17 protein-coding genes are annotated in these 20,492 nt (G+C 33.3%); 5 read left to right on the forward strand and 12 right to left on the reverse strand.

Annotation, left to right across the window (positions count from 1 at the left end):
• Positions 1–75: 75 nt before the first annotated feature.
• The 7 genes from GCL60_RS04545 to GCL60_RS04575 form a co-directional block, all read right to left on the reverse strand.
• Positions 76–1,107, reverse strand: coding sequence for an SPFH domain-containing protein (locus GCL60_RS04545; RefSeq protein WP_153418700.1), 1,032 nt, complete (start codon positions 1,105–1,107; stop codon positions 76–78).
• Positions 1,108–1,132: 25 nt separating this feature from the next.
• A complete protein-coding gene (locus GCL60_RS04550) occupies positions 1,133–1,588 on the reverse strand; it encodes an NfeD family protein (RefSeq protein WP_153418701.1) in 456 nt (151 codons plus the stop codon).
• Complete coding sequence (locus tag GCL60_RS04555) at positions 1,585–2,799, reverse strand: pseudouridine synthase (protein WP_153418702.1); 1,215 nt, start codon at positions 2,797–2,799, stop codon at positions 1,585–1,587. Before GCL60_RS04555 ends, GCL60_RS04550 begins: the two co-directional genes overlap by 4 nt.
• Positions 2,800–2,895: 96 nt before the next feature.
• A complete protein-coding gene (locus tag GCL60_RS04560; protein ID WP_153418703.1) occupies positions 2,896–4,143 on the reverse strand; it encodes a pyruvate dehydrogenase complex dihydrolipoamide acetyltransferase in 1,248 nt (415 codons plus the stop codon).
• Between the two features lie 21 nt (positions 4,144–4,164).
• Entirely contained in the window at positions 4,165–5,142 is a 978-nt protein-coding gene (locus GCL60_RS04565) for a pyruvate dehydrogenase complex E1 component subunit beta (protein ID WP_153418704.1), read from the reverse strand.
• Positions 5,143–5,168: 26 nt separating this feature from the next.
• Positions 5,169–6,137, reverse strand: a complete 969-nt coding sequence (gene pdhA / locus GCL60_RS04570; protein ID WP_153418705.1) for a pyruvate dehydrogenase (acetyl-transferring) E1 component subunit alpha — start codon at positions 6,135–6,137, stop codon at positions 5,169–5,171.
• A 219-nt stretch (positions 6,138–6,356) separates the two neighbouring features.
• Positions 6,357–7,268 carry a dimethylarginine dimethylaminohydrolase family protein gene (locus GCL60_RS04575; protein WP_161998081.1) on the reverse strand — a complete coding sequence of 304 codons (912 nt, stop codon included), beginning with the start codon at positions 7,266–7,268 and terminating at the stop codon, positions 6,357–6,359.
• Positions 7,269–7,463: 195 nt separating this feature from the next.
• On the opposite strand from GCL60_RS04575, the gene GCL60_RS04580 reads away from it, so the two are divergent.
• The 5 genes from GCL60_RS04580 (at position 7,464) to rpsR (ending at position 15,142) form a co-directional block, all read left to right on the forward strand.
• Positions 7,464–8,681 carry a class I SAM-dependent rRNA methyltransferase gene (locus tag GCL60_RS04580; protein WP_237639050.1) on the forward strand — a complete coding sequence of 406 codons (1,218 nt, stop codon included), beginning with the start codon at positions 7,464–7,466 and terminating at the stop codon, positions 8,679–8,681.
• 15 nt (positions 8,682–8,696) lie between these two features.
• Positions 8,697–9,818: a glycosyltransferase family 4 protein gene (locus GCL60_RS04585; protein WP_153418708.1), complete on the forward strand. Its 1,122-nt coding sequence runs from the start codon at positions 8,697–8,699 to the stop codon at positions 9,816–9,818.
• An 89-nt stretch (positions 9,819–9,907) separates the two neighbouring features.
• A complete protein-coding gene (gene typA / locus GCL60_RS04590) occupies positions 9,908–11,737 on the forward strand; it encodes a translational GTPase TypA (RefSeq protein WP_153418709.1) in 1,830 nt (609 codons plus the stop codon).
• A 72-nt stretch (positions 11,738–11,809) separates the two neighbouring features.
• On the forward strand, positions 11,810–14,770 hold the full coding sequence (gene mutS / locus GCL60_RS04595; RefSeq protein ID WP_153418710.1) for a DNA mismatch repair protein MutS: 2,961 nt from the start codon (positions 11,810–11,812) through the stop codon (positions 14,768–14,770).
• 126 nt (positions 14,771–14,896) lie between these two features.
• Positions 14,897–15,142 (forward strand): 30S ribosomal protein S18, encoded by a 246-nt coding sequence (gene rpsR / locus GCL60_RS04600; RefSeq protein ID WP_153418711.1) that lies wholly within the window; start codon positions 14,897–14,899, stop codon positions 15,140–15,142.
• A 99-nt stretch (positions 15,143–15,241) separates the two neighbouring features.
• Here the strand turns inward: rpsR and GCL60_RS04605 are convergent, their stop codons facing one another.
• From GCL60_RS04605 to GCL60_RS04625, 5 genes are all read right to left on the reverse strand, one after another.
• Positions 15,242–16,030: a glycine betaine ABC transporter substrate-binding protein gene (locus GCL60_RS04605; RefSeq protein WP_153418712.1), complete on the reverse strand. Its 789-nt coding sequence runs from the start codon at positions 16,028–16,030 to the stop codon at positions 15,242–15,244.
• 70 nt (positions 16,031–16,100) lie between these two features.
• Complete coding sequence (locus GCL60_RS04610) at positions 16,101–16,676, reverse strand: YbhB/YbcL family Raf kinase inhibitor-like protein (RefSeq protein WP_202613997.1); 576 nt, start codon at positions 16,674–16,676, stop codon at positions 16,101–16,103.
• A 221-nt stretch (positions 16,677–16,897) separates the two neighbouring features.
• Positions 16,898–18,229, reverse strand: a complete 1,332-nt coding sequence (locus tag GCL60_RS04615; RefSeq protein ID WP_153418714.1) for an RCC1 domain-containing protein — start codon at positions 18,227–18,229, stop codon at positions 16,898–16,900.
• Entirely contained in the window at positions 18,226–18,873 is a 648-nt protein-coding gene (locus tag GCL60_RS04620) for a hypothetical protein (protein ID WP_153418715.1), read from the reverse strand. The genes GCL60_RS04615 and GCL60_RS04620 overlap by 4 nt, the downstream gene beginning before the upstream one ends.
• Before the next feature lie 127 nt (positions 18,874–19,000).
• Positions 19,001–20,467, reverse strand: a complete 1,467-nt coding sequence (locus tag GCL60_RS04625; RefSeq protein WP_153418716.1) for a sigma 54-interacting transcriptional regulator — start codon at positions 20,465–20,467, stop codon at positions 19,001–19,003.
• Between the last annotated feature and the right edge of the window lie 25 nt (positions 20,468–20,492).

The following is a 20,492-nucleotide window of genomic DNA, read 5'->3' on the forward strand; positions in this document are numbered from 1 at the left end:
ACAAAAATGATCAGATAAAATCTGATCATTTTTAAACAAGAAAATTATAAAATAAATTATGTCAAAAAATTATGTTTATTTTCTTAATGGTATATTGCTTCCCGCGTTTGAAGCCACTTTACCCATTATGTCTCCAACTGCTCCTAACGAAGAAAGAACAGCTGTTGCCTCATAAGGAATAAATACTTTATCGGTATTTTTATGAGTCATTTCTCCAAAACGTTTTAAATATTCCATAGCAATAAGATAATTTGCAGCTACGTCTGGCGAACCAAAAGCACCCTTTATCAACTCAATTGATTTTGCTTGGGCAGCAGCTACATCTTCAATCGCTTGGGCTTGACCAATTGCTCTTGCAATTGTGGCCTCTTTATCACCAAGAGCCTGATTGATTTTTTCTTGTTTTTCACCTTCAGAGTGTTCAATACGAGAACGCTTTTCACCTTCTGCATTTAAAATTTGGCTCTGTTTTGAACCTTCAGCAGTTAAGACATTGGCACGACGTTCACGCTCAGCTTGCATTTGTTTTTCCATGGCCATTTGAACATCAGGTGGTGGTGAAACATTTTTAAGTTCCACACGATTTACTTTTAAACCCCATTTATCAGTAGCTTCGTCAAGAACAATTTTTAATCTTGAGTTAATTACATCACGACTGCTTAAAGTATGATCTAAATCCATTTCGCCAACTAAACTTCTTAAGGTCGTTTGTGTTAATTGAGCAACAGCCCAAGGTAACGACTGAATTTCGTACGCAGCACGTTTTACATCAGTAATTTGAACATAAATAATAGCGTCAACAATAATACCCACGTTATCTTTTGTAATCACTTTTTGTTCTGGAATATCAATTACAACTTCACGTAAATCAATACGATCTACATTCGTTATCATTCCATTACGGCTCCATAAAATTTGTCTTGATTGATCGACAAATGGAATTAAAATATTTAATCCTGAATTTAAAATAGTATGAAATTTTCCTAAACGTTCTACAATAACACATTCTTGCTGACGAATAACAATAACATATTTTGTAAATATTATAATAACTAAAAAAACAATTGCAAGTAACAAAAATATAGGTAACAAACTAAAACCTTCCATAAATACTAAACCTCAAGTTAATTATTTAAGTCTTTACTTTATCTACAGTAACCTTATTTCCCTCTACTGTGATAACTTTTACTAGATCACCAACCTTTAAATTCATTATTTTATTTTCTTGATGAGGATCCCAATGAATTTCCCAAATATCAGAAAATATTTTGACTTTTCCTGGAGACTGAGAAGACATAAAGCCTTCAATAATAACCCCTTGCTGACCAACAAGACCTGCCACAAATTGAGAACCTACAGGTTTAAGGAAACGTGATTTTTTCCATTTAGAAATAAGAAAAAGAAGTATAATTCCTGCTATTGTAAAAATAGCAACATGAATATAAACATTTTGAATAAATAACGCAAATATTCCTGTAACTATAGCAGCAATTCCAATAGGTAAAAAATAAAATGTTAAGGTAAAAATTTCAATTAATATAAAAAGAACACCAAATACAAAATAAAGCCAGTGCCAATCAAAAGTCATTTATCGTACCTCTTTTTAGAACTTTGGTTTTTTCCTGAAGACGTTTTTGGTTTTTTTTCAAAGTCTTTTTTGGAGTTTCTCTTTTTACTTTTGGATTCCAATTTATCTTCTGATTTTACTTTATCTTCGCGATAAACTGAACTTCTTTTTGATTCTTTATTTTTAGAAACTTCCTCTTTTTTTTCTTTTGTAAAATACGATTTTTTATCTTTATTATCTTTCTTCGCATTTTCATTACTATGCCAAGCAGATCTTTTTTCTTCTTTTATTTTTTCTGTTTCTTTTTTACGTAAACTCGCAACTAAAGAGGCTCTTTTTTCACGTCTTTCTGCTTCTCGTGCATAATCTGTATCGTTAAGTGTTAATTTACGTTTGATCTTTCTTTTCTCAGTGACATCTTTTGATAAAGCATTTGGAGTTTTTTTCTTTTTAGATTCTTCGTTAATCATGCTTTTTTTAATATCATTTAAATATTTAGCTTCAATGTCAGAGACTATTCGCATTTTTCCAGGCTCTAATTTACCTGGAAGTCGAAGATCTCCAATAGCAACACGAACAAGTCTTACAACACTCAAACCCAACGCTTCCATCATACGACGGACAAGACGATTTCTACCTTCCGTAACAACCAACTCAATCCATTGCCCAACACTGTTACCTAACTTTTCTTTTCCACCAATTTTTACTGAAATTGCTTTAGCTGGGCCATCATCAAGTTCAATTCCTTTTTTTAATTTTTCAGAATCTTCAACAGTAAAGGCAGAAGAAGTTAAAACAGCATAAGTTTTTTCAACGGAGTACTTAGGATGCGATAAAGCCAGCGCTAAATCCCCATCATTGGTTAAAACAAGTAAACCTTCGCTTCGGTAATCCAAGCGCCCAACAGATTGAACATTTAAAGGAAGTTTTTTGATTTCAGGTAAATCAAAAATAGTAGCTCTTTCTTTATCATCCTTTCGACTCGTAATTGTCATAAAAGGCTTGTTTAAAATATACGTTACTTTAGCAGGAATGTTTTTTAAAACTTTTCCATTTACAGAAATAGAGGATTGTCTTTCTATTTTTGTCCCTAATACTCGAATTATTTTTCCATTAACTTGAACAGCACCGGACTCAATGAGTTCATCTGCTTTTCGGCGTGAAGAAACACCAAACTCTTGCAAAAGGACATTTAAACGAACAAGCTCTTCTTTATTTGCTACTTTAACCATATAATGTTTCCCAACATGAAAATAAAAAAACAGAACTCAATATTAGCTTTAACATGGCTAGATTGAGTTCTGTTCAAAAAACTACCAAATTAAATTTTATCCTAAAAACAATGCAGAGACAGGGTCTTCAAAAAATTGTCTTAATGTCTTTAAGAATTCAGCACCAACAGCGCCATCGATTACCCTATGATCGCAACTTAAAGTTACTTTCATTCTTTGTTCCACACCAATTGTTCCATTTGGCAATACCACTGGAGTAGGAACTGTTGCTCCTACCGCTAATATTGCTGCCTGTGGTGGGTTAATGATTGCTGTAAAACTTTCAATACCAGCCATACCTAAATTACTAACAGAAAACGTTCCGCCAGCATAGTCATTTGGTTGTAATTTTCCATCTTTAGCTAATTTCACAAGACGTTTTGTTTCTTGCGCAATTTGAACAACTGTAAGTTTATCTGCATGACGAACCACAGGAGTCATAAGCCCATTTGGCAGAGCAACCGCAACGCTCATATGAACATCACGATATTTTGCAACATAATCATCTTGCCAAGAAGAGTTTACGTCTGGGTGACGTTTTAAAGCACGCGCAGTTAAGAAGATAACCAAATCATTTACACTGAATTTTTCATTTTCAGGTAATTTTGCAACAGCATCTTTACGCCAAGCAAGAAGATTTGTCATATTAATATTAACTGTTAAGAAAAAGTGCGGTGCTGTATTTACACTTTCTGCTAAACGACGAGCAATTGTTTTGCGCATATTAGTATGCGGAATTTTTTCAACTTCCGCATTAGCTGCAAATACAAAACTAGATGAAGAAGATCCCGAGGATGGCGCTTGATCAAGATCTCTTTGCACAATACGTCCATTTGGACCGCTTCCTTGAATTGCTTTTAGATCAATTCCTTTATCAGCAGCAATTTTTTTAGCAAGTGGACTTGCTTTTACATTTAGATCAGGTGCAGAAGCAGATGATTTAGATGAAGATGCACTTGGCGCCGCTGCAGAAGATGCTTTAGGAGCTTCTTTTTTTGTTTCAGAAGAAGCAGCTGCTCCTCCTTTTTTTGCATTATATTTTTCGAGAGCTTCTTCCCATTTTTCATCGGGTTTACCAATAACCGCAATAGGAGCTTGCAAAGCACATTTTTGTCCATCGCCAACTAATATTTTTAATAAAGTACCACTTGCAGGACATTCATATTCCATTGTGGCTTTATCTGTATCAATTTCAATTACTGGAATACCAGCAGATACTTTATCACCTTCTTTTTTTAACCAACGAGCTACAGAACCTTCGGACATCGTATCTGAAAGTTTTGGCATTTCCATTACTGTTGCCATAGTTACTTCTCCAGAGTTTCATTATTTATATAATACAGCCTTGATTGCAGAAATTGTGCGCTCTGCAGATGGTAACACTTCATGCTCTAAGCGCTCATTATAAGGCATAGGAACAAATAAGTTTGTTACTCTTTCTGGTGGCGCATCAAGATAATCAAAACACTCTTTGACAACACGATCGACAATGTGACATCCAAACGAAGCAACTCCCCAACCTTCTTCTAAAACAACCAAACGATTTGTCTTACGAACAGAGTTAAAAATCATGTCTTCATCGAGTGGCATTAATGTACGGGGATCAATTATTTCAACACTGATGCCTTCTTTTTCAAGTTCTGCAGCAACATCTAGAGCAAGAAGAACCATTTTATTCCATGCTACTAAAGTAACATCTGTTCCTTCGCGTTTAATATCACCAACGCCCAATGGAATTATATATTCCCCATCAGGAACTTCACCAGAACGGCCATAAAGCATTTCGCTTTCTAAAAATAAAACCGTGTTGTCATCGCGAATAGCAGACTTCATTAATCCTTTAGCGTCTGAAGGAATAACTGTACTTACTATTTTTAAACCAGGGCAATTTACAAGCATGTGATCCACACATTGACTGTGTTGAGCACCAAGCATGTGAGCCGCACCATGTGGTCCACGAATAACCATTGGGACTTTATATTGTCCACCGCTCATATATAGCATTTTTGCTGCGTGATTGATAATTTGGTCAAAAGCTTGAATAGCAAAGTTCCATGTCATCATTTCGATCACAGGACGAAGACCACACATAGCAGCGCCAACACCTAATCCTGCAAAACCTGCTTCGGAAATAGGGGAATCGACAACGCGCATAGGTCCAAATTTTGCCAACATTCCTTTTGTTACTTTATAAGCACCGTCATACTGAGCAACTTCTTCGCCCATGACAAATACACTTGGATCGCGTTCCATTTCTTCTGTCAAAGCCTGGTTTAAAGCTTCGCGTAAAGTTAATATAGCCATAATTTTAAAACCTCAAACTCAAGTTATTAGGCAAGAACATGAGCATGAATTTCTTCTAGCCCTGGTTCAGGAGACTCATCAGCAAAAGTAACCGCTTTTTCTACAATTTCAGCAATTTCTTCTTCATAAGTTTCAAAATCGTCTTCTTTTGCAGCTTTTTGTTGAATCATAATATCTTTAAGTAAGACTAAACAATCGCGACTACGTTCTTTTTCAACTTCTTCTTTTGTACGATAATTCCCTGGGTCAGAAACAGAGTGACCACGGAAACGATAAGTTTGAATTTCAACAAGAATTGGTTTAGAAGTTTTACGTGTTTCTTCTACAATTTCTTTCATTTGACTATAAGTATTTACAACATTACGTCCATCTACAATTGCTTGACGCATATTATAACCTTTTGCCCTATCGGCAAGATTATGCAAAGAACATGTTCTTGTAATAGCTGTACCCATTCCATACATATTATTTTCAATAATAAAAATACATGGTAGATCCCAAATAGCAGCTAAGTTAAGTGCTTCATGAAATTGACCTTGGTTAATAGCCGCATCACCTAAAAAGCAAAGTGCTACATTGTCTTCTTTTTGATACTTAATTTTCCAACCTGCCCCAACAGCTAGAGGAACTTGTCCTCCAACAATACCGTGGCCACCCATAAAATGAAGTTTTTCAGAAAACATGTGCATGGAGCCACCTTTTCCACGCGCACAACCTGTTACCTTACCAAGAAGTTCAGCAAGCATAACACCTGGATCCATACCTAAAACAATAGGGAGAAAATGATCACGATATCCTGTAATCACATAGTCTTCCCCTTTTCTTATTGCATTTAAACAACCCGTGCCAACAGCTTCTTGTCCAATATATAGGTGACAAAATCCACTAAATTTTTGTTGAACATAAAGTTGGCCGACACGCTCTTCGATGCGACGCCCTAGTAGCATCTCTTTATAAAAAGCTACCAGAAGCTGATTTGATAATTTTTGAGCCATGTATAAACTCTCCAAATAATAGGATCGAAAAAAACAAATATTTAAACATTCTACATATAAGTTAAGTTTGAGTTTGCACTCAAACACACACGTGCGTAAGCTATGACAGAAAAATCGGGACTGCAAGAAAGCGTCAATCTAAAAAGGATAGGAAAAAGAAGGAAAGAACACAATGGTATTCAATTCCTAGAGTATCAAACTTTTAATTTGAAAATTTATTTAGAAAAACATGAGTTTCATGCAAAATACAGAACCACCAGATTTGATAAATTCTGAAGTATCAACCTCTAAAGGAACAAAATCGTAATCTTTTAATAATTGAAGAGTTTTCTGACAACCTTTTTGGATAATCACATGTTTTTGGTCGGGGCAATGTGCATTACAAGCAAAGCCAGGTGAGTCTGCTTCTTCAAGGGGTACTTCAATAAGATTGATAAAAATGCTCTTTAACAATTGCCAACCTTCCTCTGTAAATGCTTCTTTACATGCAATTGCAGAAGTTGCGTTTAATACACTTAAACAAGTATCTAAATGATAAAATTTTGGATTTTTCAATTCAAATATTGCAATAGGAGCATTTGTTATTTCAGATAAAAAATTATAAATACGTTTATCTGTCCGAAATCCGTAGCCTCCTAAAATAAATCTGTGCCCAGGAAGCCACAAAGCGTCACCCATCGATTCAAAAAAATACCCCATTGTTCTAGATGCTATACGATGTGTTGTATAACCGTGTGCATTTAAAAATGAATTGATAAATGGGACTTCTTCATTTCGAGTGTCGTTAAACATATTTGATAATACGGCGTTATAGTTTCCAATCGCATCTAAATAAGGAAAACTTTGATTTGCACAAAAAACCATATCTGGTAATCCTTTAACAGGATCCACAACAAATACATTTAAACCAATATGTTCATATGTTTTTTTTAATTCTTGCCACTGTTCCATTGCTTTATTTTTATCTAATAAGTGAGGTGACCCATCAGCCTGCAGCATATGTGCATTGATTGGGGTATCAATATTAAAATAAGCGGGATTTACCATCATAACTTTATGAGCATATGGCATGGTTGATAAAGAGTCTTTAGAAATGGACATTTCGGATACATTGTGTATCACTTTTCTCATACTGCACCTCAGAAAATGGAAGCACACTTTCTTAAATTTTGAAGAAAGCAGTTGCATTTTTACATCAAGCGAAAATTAGGTTCAAATATTTTACAAAAAAAGATAAAGAAGATTATATCACTTATTCCATAAAAAATGGAAGTGCGAAATACCTAAATGATATTTTTAAAATAGGGAGCCATAGCTTTGATTAAAGTGTTAGAAATTGAAACAGTTGGATTAAAACAAAAGTTTTTTAAAAGTCCATGGCTCTTTAGCAATCAAATAATTCATAAATCGGACAACGAATTAAATAATGATAAAGTTTCACTAGTTCAAATTAAAGGAACAAAAAAAGTGGGAGTTTATTGCAAAAATAGTTTAATATCAATTCGTTTTTTACCCGATTCTTTATTTGAAAAAATAGAAAACGGTTTTATCAAAAAAGATCAATTTATTGACGTAATTTTTAATCATTTAGTAAACTTAAAAAAAGCAAAATCAAAATTTAATTTTACAAATAAAGAAGCTTTCAGATTATCTCATGGGGATAATGACGGCCTTCCAGCTATTGCTATTGATGACTACCAATCTGTTCTTGTTTTGCAAAGTTCATCTCAAGCAGGAGAATATATTCTACCTTATGTTATTGATGCTCTTAAACAAATAGATGAGAGATCTATTTTTGAAAGGAGCACAGGACAAATTAGAAAATTAGAAAATCTCCCCGAAAGAACACGTTGGATCCGTGAACCCTTAAACAAAGATCAAAATTTTGAAATAAATTGTTTATTTTCATCTCTAAATATGACTTTTTTTCTAAATAAAGCACAAAAAACGGGATTATTTTTAGACCAAAGAAATAACTTAACATACCTTGCAAATATAATTAAAAATTATAATATAAATTCTTGCCTTGATATATGTAGTTATGCTGGTTCATGGAGCTCTATCGCTGCAAATTCTGGAGTAGAAAACTTAACTTTAATTGATCAAGACTCTTGGGCATTAAACTTAGCAAAAAGAAATATATTAGCGAATGCAAAAGGGAACACAACGATTGAGACATTGCATGGTGATATGTTTGAACACATGCAAGGTTTGATAAAAAATGAGAAAAAATTTGATTTAATTATTGCCGATCCACCAGCTTTTGCTAAATCAAAAAAACATATTCATGAAGCAAAAAGAGCTTATTCACGAATGGCCAAATTAGCTAGTAAATTACTATCAGAAAATGGATTACTCATTGTTTGTAGTTGTAGCAGAAATATTAAAGACTCTGAATTTCTTGAATCTGTATCCTTAGGACTTGAAGAAGGTAACTGGGTTTTCATACATAAAGGCGAACAATCACCTTGTCACACACATCTTGCGCATCCAGATTCATCGGAATACTTAAAATGCTATTTCTTAAATAATCGAGTTCTCTAATTTTGAGGTTTACAAATGAATTCTTTAAATAAAACAATCATGCTTGATGCCAGAATCGTATTAAAAAATTCTGAACATGGTATAGCAAGACATGTAAGAGAACTCATAACAAACATTTTAAATATTAGTGAAAATGATAAATTTACATTTTACATTTTAATAAATAAGAATTCCCCATTTCTAGATTTAAAATTCCCAAAAAACTTCAAATTAATCACTTTAAAATATGGTGTTTTTAGTTTATTAAGTCAAATTGAATTATTTTTTATAATATTGAAATATAAGCCTGATTTTTATCATTCCCCACAATTTATAGTACCTCTTTTAAGTAACGTACCCTTAATAGCAACTATTCATGATATGAATCATGTGGCACTTCCAAATAATTATGCGTTTTATAAAAAAATTTATTATAATTTTTTCCTAAAAAAGAAGTTATTAAAATCAGAATCAATTATTACTGTTTCGCAGTTTTCTAAATCTGAGATAACAAAATATACTGGTATAAACGAAAATAAAATTCATGTTTTTTATAATGGAGTATTTAACAATTTTAAACCACTTAGTGAATTTAGCAAAGAAAAAATAAATTCTGTTATTTTTAAATATAATCTTCCTCAAAAATATATTTTTTCAATTGGAAATCATAAGCCACATAAAAATCTTGCTAAATTAATTGAATCATACTGCACAGGGAGTTTTCAAATACCTTTAGTTATTTTAACAGACTCAAATGATTCATTAATGGAAATTGTAAATCAATATAATTATAAGAATAAAATACAATTTATAAATTTTATTCATGAAAATGATTTTCCTATTATCTATTGCTTAAGTAAAATATTTATTTATATTTCATTGTATGAAGGATTTGGACTCCCCCCTATCGAAGCCGCCGCTTGTGGTATTCCTACAATTGTAAGCAATACAACTTCTTTACCTGAAGTCATGGGAAATGCTTCTATTTATGTCGATCCAAATAACATAAATGATATTCAAAGAGGCATTCGGGAAGCTTTGGATGAACAAAATCCAAATAGGAAGGCCTATATTGAAAATGGGTTAACACTTGCCAAAAAATACTCGTGGGAGCGAATGGCTAGAGAAACAATACAACTTTATGATAGCTTACAATGAATTGATTTGCATTTTTAACGAAATATGAATACCAACTAAACGGAAATTATCTTGGATCTCGATTGGTCCAATCTTACGAAAGGCTTTGTATGACAACGATTAACGGAAATATGCGTAACATTGCGATCATAGCTCACGTTGACCATGGGAAAACAACCTTGGTTGACAAGCTACTACAACAATCAGGAACTTTTGCAGCTCACCAAGCCGTTGCCGAACGTGTAATGGACAGCATGGACCTTGAACGTGAACGCGGTATTACTATTGCAGCAAAAAATGCTTCCATGGTTTATAAAGATGTCCGTATTAACATTGTGGACACTCCTGGTCACGCGGACTTCGGTGGTGAAGTTGAACGTACTCTAATGATGGTTGATGGCGCTATTTTGCTAGTGGATGCGGCGGAAGGCCCTCTTCCACAAACAAGATTCGTTTTACAAAAAGCATTACAACGCAATCTTCGTATGATTTTAGTTATTAACAAAGTTGATCGCCCAGACGCTCGTATTGAAGAAGTTTCTGAAATGGTTCAAGACCTTTTCTTAGAACTTTCTTCTGAAGATCATCACTTAGATTTCCCAATTCTTTATGCTTCTGGCCGTAACGGCTGGGCTAGTAAAGAACAAGGTGTTCAAAAAGAAACTCTACAAGACTTATTTGATACCGTACTTGAGCATGTTCCACCTCCAAAAGTTTCTCTTGAAGGCGGCGCTCAAATGCTCATTAACAATTTAAGCTATAATAACTTCTTAGGCCGTTTGGCAATTGGTCGTGTAGAACGCGGTTCCTTGCAAGCAAACCAAAGTATTGTTCTTATTAATAAAGAAGGCAAAACTCAGCCTGCTAAAATTATTAAAGTAAGAGCTTATCGTGGTCTTGAACAAGTGGACGTTGAATCCGTTTCTGCTGGTGACATTGCTATTGTTGCCACTGGTTTAAATGATCTTGCGATTGGCGATACCATTTCAGACGCATCTAACCCAGAAGCTCTTCCAAGAATTGAAGTTGATCCACCTACAGTTGGCGTTGAAGTTAGTGTAAACACTTCCCCAACAGCAGGCCGTGAAGGAACTTATCTAACAAGTAATAAACTTGGTGAGTTTTTGCATAAAGAAGCTATGAATAACGTGGCATTAAAAATTGAAAATACAGATTCTCCTGAAGTTTTCATTTTAAAAGCACGTGGTGAACTTCAAGTTGCCATAGTTATGGAAAACCTTCGTCGTTCCGGTGGCGAATGTATGGTTGCCCGCCCTAAAGTAATTACAAAAACTGTTGATAGAGTTGAATTAGAGCCTGTTGAAAGAGTTGTTCTTGATGTTCCAGACAATAGTGTTGGAGCCGTTACAGAAAAACTTTCTATTCGCAAAGGCCGTCTTGAAAACATGCAAGCCTTTAATAATGGCCGCACACGCGTAGAATTTAGCATCCCTACTCGTGGGTTACTTGGCTACCGCAGTACTTTCTTAACAGACACAAAGGGCGAAGGCTTAATGTCAAGTTACTTTGAAGGTTGGGAACCAAGCCGTGGTAACTTTTTATCTCGTGTAAACGGATCTCTTATTGCAGACCGCAACGGGAAAACAACAGAATATGCTCTTAGCGGTCTTGAAGAACGCGGACGCTTATTTGTTGCTGCAGGTGAAGAAGTTTATGAAGGTATGATTATTGGTGAACACAACCGTGATTCCAACCTTGACGTGAATGCTGTTCGTGAGAAAAAACTAACAAACATGCGTGCTTCTGGATCCGATGACTCCACAAAACTTTCTCCCATTACTAAACTAGGCCTTGAAACCGCTTTGGACTGGGTTGAAGATGATGACTGGATAGAAATTACACCAAAAAATATTCGTATTCGTAAGCGAATTTTAGCTGCAAACCAACGCAGCGTTTCAAGAAGAGAAAAAGGAGAGTAAAATTTACTCTCCTTTTTTTATACTTTATAGTTCACCCCGATTGGAAATATTGCACCAATAAGGGCTTTAGATATGACAAATGTTGAAACTACAAATAATGAATCTGACTCTCTCATCACCCAATGGTTATCTCAAGGCAAAGAGCTTCCTCCTCATTTAAAACCAGCTTTAGAACGATTGAGCAAAGAGCATTGTTCAGGCATTTCAATAAAACAGCTAGACTCACCCATGATGAAACAATTTCGCAGCGCTAAAGAAGAAATTCCTGATGCTATGCTTTTTTTTAGAATGGGAGATTTTTATGAGCTCTTTGGTATTGACGCCATAATAGCATCTGATATTTGTGGATTAACATTAACATCAAGGGATAAATCGAGTGTTAATCCCGTACCAATGGCTGGAGTGCCCGTTGTTGGTTATAAAAATGCTTTAAAAAAATGTGTTCAATCTGGATTTAAGGTTGCGGTATGCGATCAAATAGAAGACCCAAGGCAAGCAAAAGGAATCGTAAAAAGAGAAATTACTCGAATAGCAACACCTGCTGTTCCTGGCGATCTTGACGAAGATGACTCCAATAACGAAACAAAATTTGGTTGTTACCTTGCAAGCGTAATTGAAAATAAAAAACTTTTTACCTTATCTTATGTTGATGCATCTACAGGTGAATTCCGCATAACCTATAATCTAAATGAAACTTTACTTGCTGAAGAAATTGCGACTGTATCACCACGCGAATTATTGGTCCCACAAAATATTCATGAAAAAATAAGTACCATTTTAAAAACTATTCAACAAAGAAACATAGCGACAATAAATTCAATTGAAAATTGGATTATGCGATCTGATTCATCTTGCAAAGAATTATTTTGTGAGTTTTTTCATGAGAAAGATTTTCATCGTTTTGGTTTAACTAATATTCCAAGCAGCCTTCAAGCTATTTGCTCTATCCTGCAATATTTAAAAACCACCCAAAAAAGCGTTTTAAAAAATATTCAAAATATTAAAAAATACGAACTTTCTACTCATTTAATTGTCGATGAAGGCACCAAAAGGCATTTGGACTTTTTCTTTACATCTTCTGGTGAAAAAAAAGGGAGTCTTTTTCACTTTTTAAATAAATGCACCACAGCGACTGGTAGCAGGCATTTATTACACCGTTTAAAATATCCTTTTAAAAACAAAGAAGATGTCGAGTTATCTCTAAAAAAAGTACATGAAATTATAAATACACCAAATTTAATTCAAGAATTGATCGAAAACTTAAGAAACACAGCTGATATTGATCGTTTATTATCAAAAGCAGCACAACGTAACTTAGACGCAAGAGGAATGGCTTGGTTAAGACAAACTTTAATTCATCTTCCCTACATAAAAAAAATTCTTGAAGATAAAAAAACAACACCCACTTTTAATGCCATTTTTTCGAATAGTGAAATAATAAAATCTATAGAACCCCTTACTGAATTATTAATAAAAGCACTTGCCGAGGAACCTGCTGCTGTCATTGGCAAAGGGGGTATCATTTTCAAAGAGGGGTATTCAAAAGAATTAGACGAAGCCATATCTTTAACAACTAATTTTAATCAAATGCTTGCGGATCTTGAAAAACTAGAAAAAGAACGTTCTCAAATTCCAACATTAAAAATTGGGTATACAGGAGCATTTGGGTATTATTTTGAAATTTCAAAAGGAAAAGTTTTACAAGCTCCAAAACACTTTATCCGCAAACAAACCCTTACAAATTGTGAGAGATATATCACCCCAGAGTTAAAAGAACTAGAAGAAAAATCTTTGTCAGCTAGTGACAATCGTATTATTTTAGAAAAAGAAATTTTAGAGAGTTTAAGAATTAAAATTTTGGAATTTTCTAGTTATCTTTGCGAAGCTTCAAATTTAATAGCTGAAATTGATCTTTCCGTTACTTTTGCAAATTTAGCTTTGCAATTTAATTGGTGTAAACCAACTATATCAGAACAAAATTTAACTAAATTAACAAACTCGACTCATCCTATTTTATCGACCTTATCTAGCAATATGGAACCTTTTATAGCTAATAATATTACAATTGGCTGCGAAAATGAGGGGCATTTAAAAAATCCTATTATCCATTTAATCACGGGCCCCAACATGGCAGGTAAAAGCACCATCATGCGGCAAGTAGCCATAACGCAGGTATTATGCCAAATGGGTTCCTTTGTACCAGCAACAAGCGCTTTAATAGGTATGACAGATAGAATTTTCACAAGAATTGGTTCTGCTGATAATGCCTTAAAAAACCAATCTACTTTTATGGTAGAAATGCTTGAAACTTCAAATATGCTTCGTTTTGCCACAGAAAAAAGCCTGCTTCTTTTAGATGAAATAGGCCGCGGGACCTCTACATTTGATGGCCTATCCCTGGCTTGGGCTATATTAGAAAGTCTTCACGATGATGTAAAAGCACGAACACTTTTTTCAACCCATTATCATGAATTACAAAAAGTCGTCTCTGAAAAAACAAACATCATCCCTATGCATATGCAAGTGTCTGAAAACATAATAAAAAATAACCATTTAGAAGTTAAAAAAGAAATTAAATTTACAAGAATTTATAAAGAAGGAGGGTCAGGAAAGAGCTATGGCCTACATGTAGCTGAATTAGCTGGCATACCAGAAAAAATCATCCATAGAGCGGAATCTGTTTTACAATCACTAGAAACCCCCTCACATGAGATCATTCAAAAGGATAATTCCGCGCCAATACAAACGATCCAAAGCCCTAATGAAGAAAAAAATCTTCCGCACAATGAAACCGTTGCGGTTGAAAACAAAAACTCAAAACTAACTAATTTTATTACAAAAATTGACCCCAATTCCATTTCTCCAAGGGAAGCTCTCGATATCCTTTATTCCTTAAAATCATTCGTAAATAAAAATAACGAGGAAGAAATAAGCCTAAAAAACCAAGAGTTTCATAAAGTAGTCCATAAATCGCAAAATGCCTCAAAAAAAAATAAAGAACAATTACTCACAAAAGAACAAACCCTCTTTTAACTTGACGCAAGAGCTTTGCTGTGCTTATTTGTCCTCTCATGTTTTGTTGAGTTGCTGCGTTGGCAAAGCGAAAGCCCAACGCTGCTGCCTGCATTTTATTTCACGAACTTCTTTAGGAGTTTTTCAATGGCAGTATCCACAGGTAAAAAAAAGCGTCGCTATTCTAGACCAAAACGCACGCTAGATCCTCAAATCACTTTTGATTATAAAGACACACAACTTCTTCGTCGTTTTGTTACAGAACACGGCAAAATTGTTCCTCGTCGTATTAGCGGTGCAAGCGCACAACAACAACGTGCTCTTACATTAGCTGTAAAACGCGCACGTACTATGGCTATTTTAAGCTACGGACAAGGAAGTGACTCTCGCTAATTAACGAGATTTACTTACAAAAAAGAGCAGCTTCTTAATTGAAGTTGCTCTTTTTTTTTCCTTACTACTCTATTTTATAAAATTTAAAAATTATAACGTCTAATCACGATTGTTAATGTAGTCTTTTGCTATTTGTATTGGATCTTTTTTTTCAACTTCAATCTTATAATCCAATAAACTCATTTTTTCATTCCCTATTATTAATTGATTTAATTCTTCTAATAATTCTTTTGGTAAATGTTTAGCTGTATTTTTTAATAAAATAATTTGTGATAAATCAATACCACCAAGCAATTTTTTGGGTTCATTTAAAACCCTTAAATTCAACTCTTTATTTAGATATTGAGGCTTCCACAAAGGAATAACAAACCAAGATTTATTTTGATATAAATTCCTTGCATTATCTGCAAAGCTATTTAAGGCGCCTGTATTAAATTGATACCCATTTTGTTCTAATGAATATTCTTTCATCATATTTAAGGAAAATCTTGTTATTCCTGCACCTTTATTAATTCCTTGAATATTCTTATTCATGATTTCGATTACATCTTTTTTTAATAAATCTTCAACTGAGTTGACTTTATTTTTTGGAATATAGTCAGGTACAGCCCAAACACAGAATGGATCATAAAGTTTTCCTAATTTTAGAATCTTATCCAAATAAGGTTCTAAATATATTTCGTGACTACTTGGTAGCCAAGCAGAAACAAGAAAATCAATTTCACCATTTTTTTGTTTTATAAAAAGTTCTTCATGAGGAGCTGTAACCAAATTAACTTTTACACCATATTTTTCTATAATTTCTTTTACTATTAAAGCAGATATATAATGAAAAGATAAAGATATATAACCCAAATTAACACTCGTTATTTTTTCTTTACGATACATAAAATTTTCCTCATAACAAAGAATTTAATAACATTATAAATCCATTTTAAATGTTATTAATATTTAAAATTTATCTTGAAAATGGAACAATAATTTTTGATTCTGCTAATTTTAATTGACCAACATAATAAGATATAAAAGCAGGAGTAGCGTCTTTATCAAGTGGAATATAGTCTTTTAATGCAGTTACTTTAAATACATAATTATGAGGCTTGTCTCCTACACTTGGACAGGGACCACCATATCCATAGACTCCATTAATATCTTTAATAAAATCAGTTCTACTTTCAATTGCACCTTTTGGAAGCAATTGAATGTTTTTACTAGCACCTTTTTTAATAGTATTTACATTTGAAGGAATATTAAATACAACCCAGTGCCAAAATCCACTATCTGTTGGAGCACTTGCATCATATAAAGATATAGCAAAAGATTTTGTTTCCTTCGGTGCTCCTTTCCATGAAATTTCTGGAGATATATTCCCTCCTTTACAATCTAATCCGTTTAATATTAATTCATTTGGAAAAGATTTAAATGTTGAAACAAAGCCATCTGAAGAAATTTGGTTTACTTTAGCAGAAAATTCTTGCGCAGAAATTGTAGAAGTAAACAACAATGAAATTGCTGAAATTAATAATTTTTTCATAAAATATCCTTTATAAAACATATATATAATAAACAATAAAACTAAAAATTATCTACCGGCAATTTTAGAATACCATTAATTTTTGAGATGATAAGATCGTATTTATTGAATTGATTATTTCGATTTACTTAACAATGAGAGGCTTAAATAATTTGTATAGCAATATCATTATATTAAAATTTTAACATAATTTTAATATAGAATTTTTAGTTAAAACAAAATCAAGGATCAGTACGGTTTAATATTTTAATAGCAACATTTGAATTTCCCGTTAAACTTCCATTTCCAAGCTCACCCTTATTATAATAACCACCACCCCAACACCAAACATCATTATTTTTTAATAAAATACATGCTCTTCCGTCGGAAACAGCAATATCAATAATATTGGAATTCGGCCAAGTTTTGTTTACTTTAGTGGCTTTAGTTGAATTTGTTGTTGTTGCATTTCCAAAATTGCCATAACTATTGCTTCCCCAACAATACACGCTTGTAAAATCATCAACGACGGCACAAGCGAATCCATGGCCATTAGCAGTCCCAGAGTCTCCAGTGCCTACCATATTAACGCCACTTAATGGCTGTCCTGTAGAATTATTTAATACAGTAACAGCTGTGGTACTTGAAGAAGAACCTGTTGTCCCATTTCCAAATTCTCCATTTGGATTTCCATTATTACCAAAACATTGAACTGTAGAATTCGTAAGAACGACACAAGTAAAAAAAGGAGAATAAAGAGTTCCACCACCCAAAAACTGTGGAGTACCACTTGTTGTAATAGTTACAGGTGTACTCCCAAAATCCTGTCCCCAGCATTTTAAAATATTCGAGGCTAAAATAGCGCAGCCATCATTATTATGAGAAACAAAAGTGCTTGCTGTTCCCCCTAAAGAAACATTCACTCCAGTGGTAGAAGACGTTGTTGTTCCGTTACCTAATTGACCACTTGTATTTAATCCCCAACAAGTGATGACTCCTGATGAACTCATCATACAAGAATACCCATCATTTAATTGAATCGCTTTTATTACTACACCTGTAGCATTTGTTACATTTTGAGGAGTTGTTGCATAACTTGTCGTAACACCATTACCTAAAACGCCATTCGTTTGATTTCCCCAACATTTAAATCCAGAGTAATAATAGGCACAAGTGGAAGTTCTTCCCGAAACGACAGCAACAATAATATCGCTAATTGAGCTTGGATTTACACTTGTCGCTAAATGTGGGTTTGCATTATTTGAAGTTGAGCCGTCTCCTAATTGCGCATTATCATTTTGACCCCAACATTTTAATTTTCCATAAGACATCACAACACAGCCGCTTGCATCACCTACAGTTATCAGACCACTTTTATTTCCAAATGTAGAATATTGTGGAACAGTCCCTGATACTAAAGCCTGATTCGCAAGGTCTTGAAGCGAAGAAAAACTAAATAAACTTAAAGGATCATCTTTTTTACCAGGGTCTGCTAAGTCAGATAGATCAGAACAGCTATTCGTTAAAAAAAAATTTAATAATATAAAAAACCAAAAGTAATTTGATTTTTTCATAAAAACATTCCTATTGTAAAGTTGTAATTATATATCTCATAGTTACCAGTATTAGCAGAAAAGCTATTCCCAAAAGTGTCCTTATAACTATCACATTCCATATAACCTCTTGAATAAATAGCTGAAGGACCAAAATAAAACATCCCTAATTTAAATAAAACGGAAAAGCCTAAACCATATAATAAATTTGTTGTTACGTTAGGATTCCCTGATATTGTAGTTCCAGAAAATGTGGTATCTCTATTCCAATAATTATAAACTCCATAGTACCCATATGGATTTAATTGAAAATCAACAAAGGAAAAAGAGAGCTTATAGGCAAAATCTAGTCCAGCATAAATTGCATTGAATGTTGAATTGATTGCTCCATTAGGATTATCTAATGCACCAGAAGTACTTGTTGCATATTCATATTTTCCACCTACTCCAAAAGAAAAACTACTACTTAAAGGAAATAATAATTTTGCTGAGCCGTTATATCCTTGATAAGAATTCCCAGCTATCACAATTTGTGAATATCCCCCACTTAATAAAAAATCGACTTTGTTTTCAGAACCTGAAGAACTACTTGATTCATATTCTTGAGAGAATATAGGAGAACAAATTAAATTAATTAAAAATGCTAAAATTATTTTTTTTAACATTAATCCCTCATTCACATTTAATTATTTATAAAATATTTTATATTTATTTAAAGAAAAAACAAAAGAAGAAAGTATCTAGTGATATCTATAACTAGATACTTTCTTCCTATTTTTTTAAAATTAAGAATTAAGGGCTATCTTCTGTTGATATATTTACGAAATCTATTGCTTCAAAATCAGGGTTTTCATTTCCTAATCCATCAAAAATTGTAAAAGCAGAATTTCTCTTTACCCTGCCTGTTTCATTTTTAATAGGTGAAGAAGTGGCTCTCTTTTTTAACTTTTCTACTAATGTTGTTCTATTCATAGAAAGCAATTGAGCTGCTCTATTTTTATTATGATTAGTTCTTCTTAAAGCTTCAGAAATTAATCTATTTTCAAATTCCTCTACTACTCTATAAAAATCAATTCCCGATCCTAAATCAATTTCTTTTTTGATAAATTGATCAATTTCACTAGGAAGGTCTTCAAACATAGAAGGTCTATTAATTTGATTATGAACCTGATTTCCAGATTGAGATTGAGAAAAATTCGGATTATAATTTTGCTGATTTGAATTTAATTGCGAATAATTATTATTCATTATGGATGAATTATTTTGGCTCTTAGAAAGAGTTGAGCTATGATTATTCTGTAAATTATTTTCTTTAGCAATTTGTTGATTATAATTTCCGTGAGATTGAATATTTTGATGAGACATTTTAGAATATTGATTTATATTCGGCTGTGATAAATTATGGTATGAGTTTTGATTACTCATAGATAATGAAGATAAATTTTGTTGAGCTTGAGTAGTTCTATCATAAAATGCATCAATATTATCTGTTACTAAATTTCTTAATCGTGGTGGTAGGTCACAAATATCAATACTTCCTGAATTTTTTAAAACAACAATGCGCTCAATTAAGTTTTCTAGTTCTTGCGTATTATGTGTCCATGAATTTTGCAAAAGAGCATTCATAGCATCATGCGAAATACCGAGAATTTTTTTGGATTTTAGTTGATTGAATTTTTGAACAAAAAATTCAGCTAAAATAGGAATATCTTCCCTTCTTTCTCTAATTGGAGGAAGATAAATAGAAGAGGTTGAAAGTTTATAAAATAAATCTTCTAAAAACACGCCTCTTTTTACCAAATGCTCTAAATCGACAGAAGTGGAACAAATCACTCTAACATTAATCGGAGTTTCCGTTTTAGCTCCAAAACTTTTAATCACACCTTCGTTCATTGCTTTTAATAAAGACAACTGAAGTTTAGTTGTTAATTTACCAACTTCATCAATATAAAGAGTACCACCATCAGCTTCTACAAAATAACCAGGTCGTGCTTGAGTGTTACCTTGAAAATAGCCTACTTCATAACCAAATAGATCCAATTCTAAACTTTCTTCATTTCCCGTTCCACATTTTACTGGAATAAGACTCCCTTTATTTCGAGGAGATCTTTCATGAATTATTTTAGCAATCGCATCTTTCCCTGTCCCTGGTTCACCTGTTATTAAAACCGCAGAATTTGTTTCAGCGACTTTATATACCAGATGTTGAACATGCCGAATAATGGCACTTGAACCCATAAGCGCATAAGATCCGTTCACGGACTCCTCCCTAAAGCATTAATGG

Origin of the sequence: Silvanigrella paludirubra (genome assembly GCF_009208775.1) — a bacterium.
In the GTDB taxonomy this organism is placed as follows: Bacteria; Bdellovibrionota_B; Oligoflexia; order Silvanigrellales; family Silvanigrellaceae; genus Silvanigrella; species Silvanigrella paludirubra.

Bases quoted from the DNA above. Each gene is read 5' to 3' on its own strand.
- GCL60_RS04615 (WP_153418714.1), bottom strand. From the start codon at position 18,229: ATGAAAAAATCAAATTACTTTTGGTTTTTTATATTATTAAATTTTTTT.
- GCL60_RS04550 (WP_153418701.1), bottom strand. From the start codon at position 1,588: ATGACTTTTGATTGGCACTGGCTTTATTTTGTATTTGGTGTTCTTTTT.
- GCL60_RS04555 (WP_153418702.1), bottom strand. From the start codon at position 2,799: ATGGTTAAAGTAGCAAATAAAGAAGAGCTTGTTCGTTTAAATGTCCTT.
- GCL60_RS04565 (WP_153418704.1), bottom strand. From the start codon at position 5,142: ATGGCTATATTAACTTTACGCGAAGCTTTAAACCAGGCTTTGACAGAA.
- GCL60_RS04575 (WP_161998081.1), bottom strand. From the start codon at position 7,268: ATGAGAAAAGTGATACACAATGTATCCGAAATGTCCATTTCTAAAGAC.
- GCL60_RS04620 (WP_153418715.1), bottom strand. From the start codon at position 18,873: ATGTTAAAAAAAATAATTTTAGCATTTTTAATTAATTTAATTTGTTCT.
- mutS (WP_153418710.1), top strand. From the start codon at position 11,810: ATGACAAATGTTGAAACTACAAATAATGAATCTGACTCTCTCATCACC.
- typA (WP_153418709.1), top strand. From the start codon at position 9,908: ATGACAACGATTAACGGAAATATGCGTAACATTGCGATCATAGCTCAC.
- GCL60_RS04585 (WP_153418708.1), top strand. From the start codon at position 8,697: ATGAATTCTTTAAATAAAACAATCATGCTTGATGCCAGAATCGTATTA.
- GCL60_RS04560 (WP_153418703.1), bottom strand. From the start codon at position 4,143: ATGGCAACAGTAATGGAAATGCCAAAACTTTCAGATACGATGTCCGAA.
- GCL60_RS04605 (WP_153418712.1), bottom strand. From the start codon at position 16,030: ATGTATCGTAAAGAAAAAATAACGAGTGTTAATTTGGGTTATATATCT.
- rpsR (WP_153418711.1), top strand. From the start codon at position 14,897: ATGGCAGTATCCACAGGTAAAAAAAAGCGTCGCTATTCTAGACCAAAA.
- GCL60_RS04545 (WP_153418700.1), bottom strand. From the start codon at position 1,107: ATGGAAGGTTTTAGTTTGTTACCTATATTTTTGTTACTTGCAATTGTT.
- pdhA (WP_153418705.1), bottom strand. From the start codon at position 6,137: ATGGCTCAAAAATTATCAAATCAGCTTCTGGTAGCTTTTTATAAAGAG.
- GCL60_RS04610 (WP_202613997.1), bottom strand. From the start codon at position 16,676: ATGAAAAAATTATTAATTTCAGCAATTTCATTGTTGTTTACTTCTACA.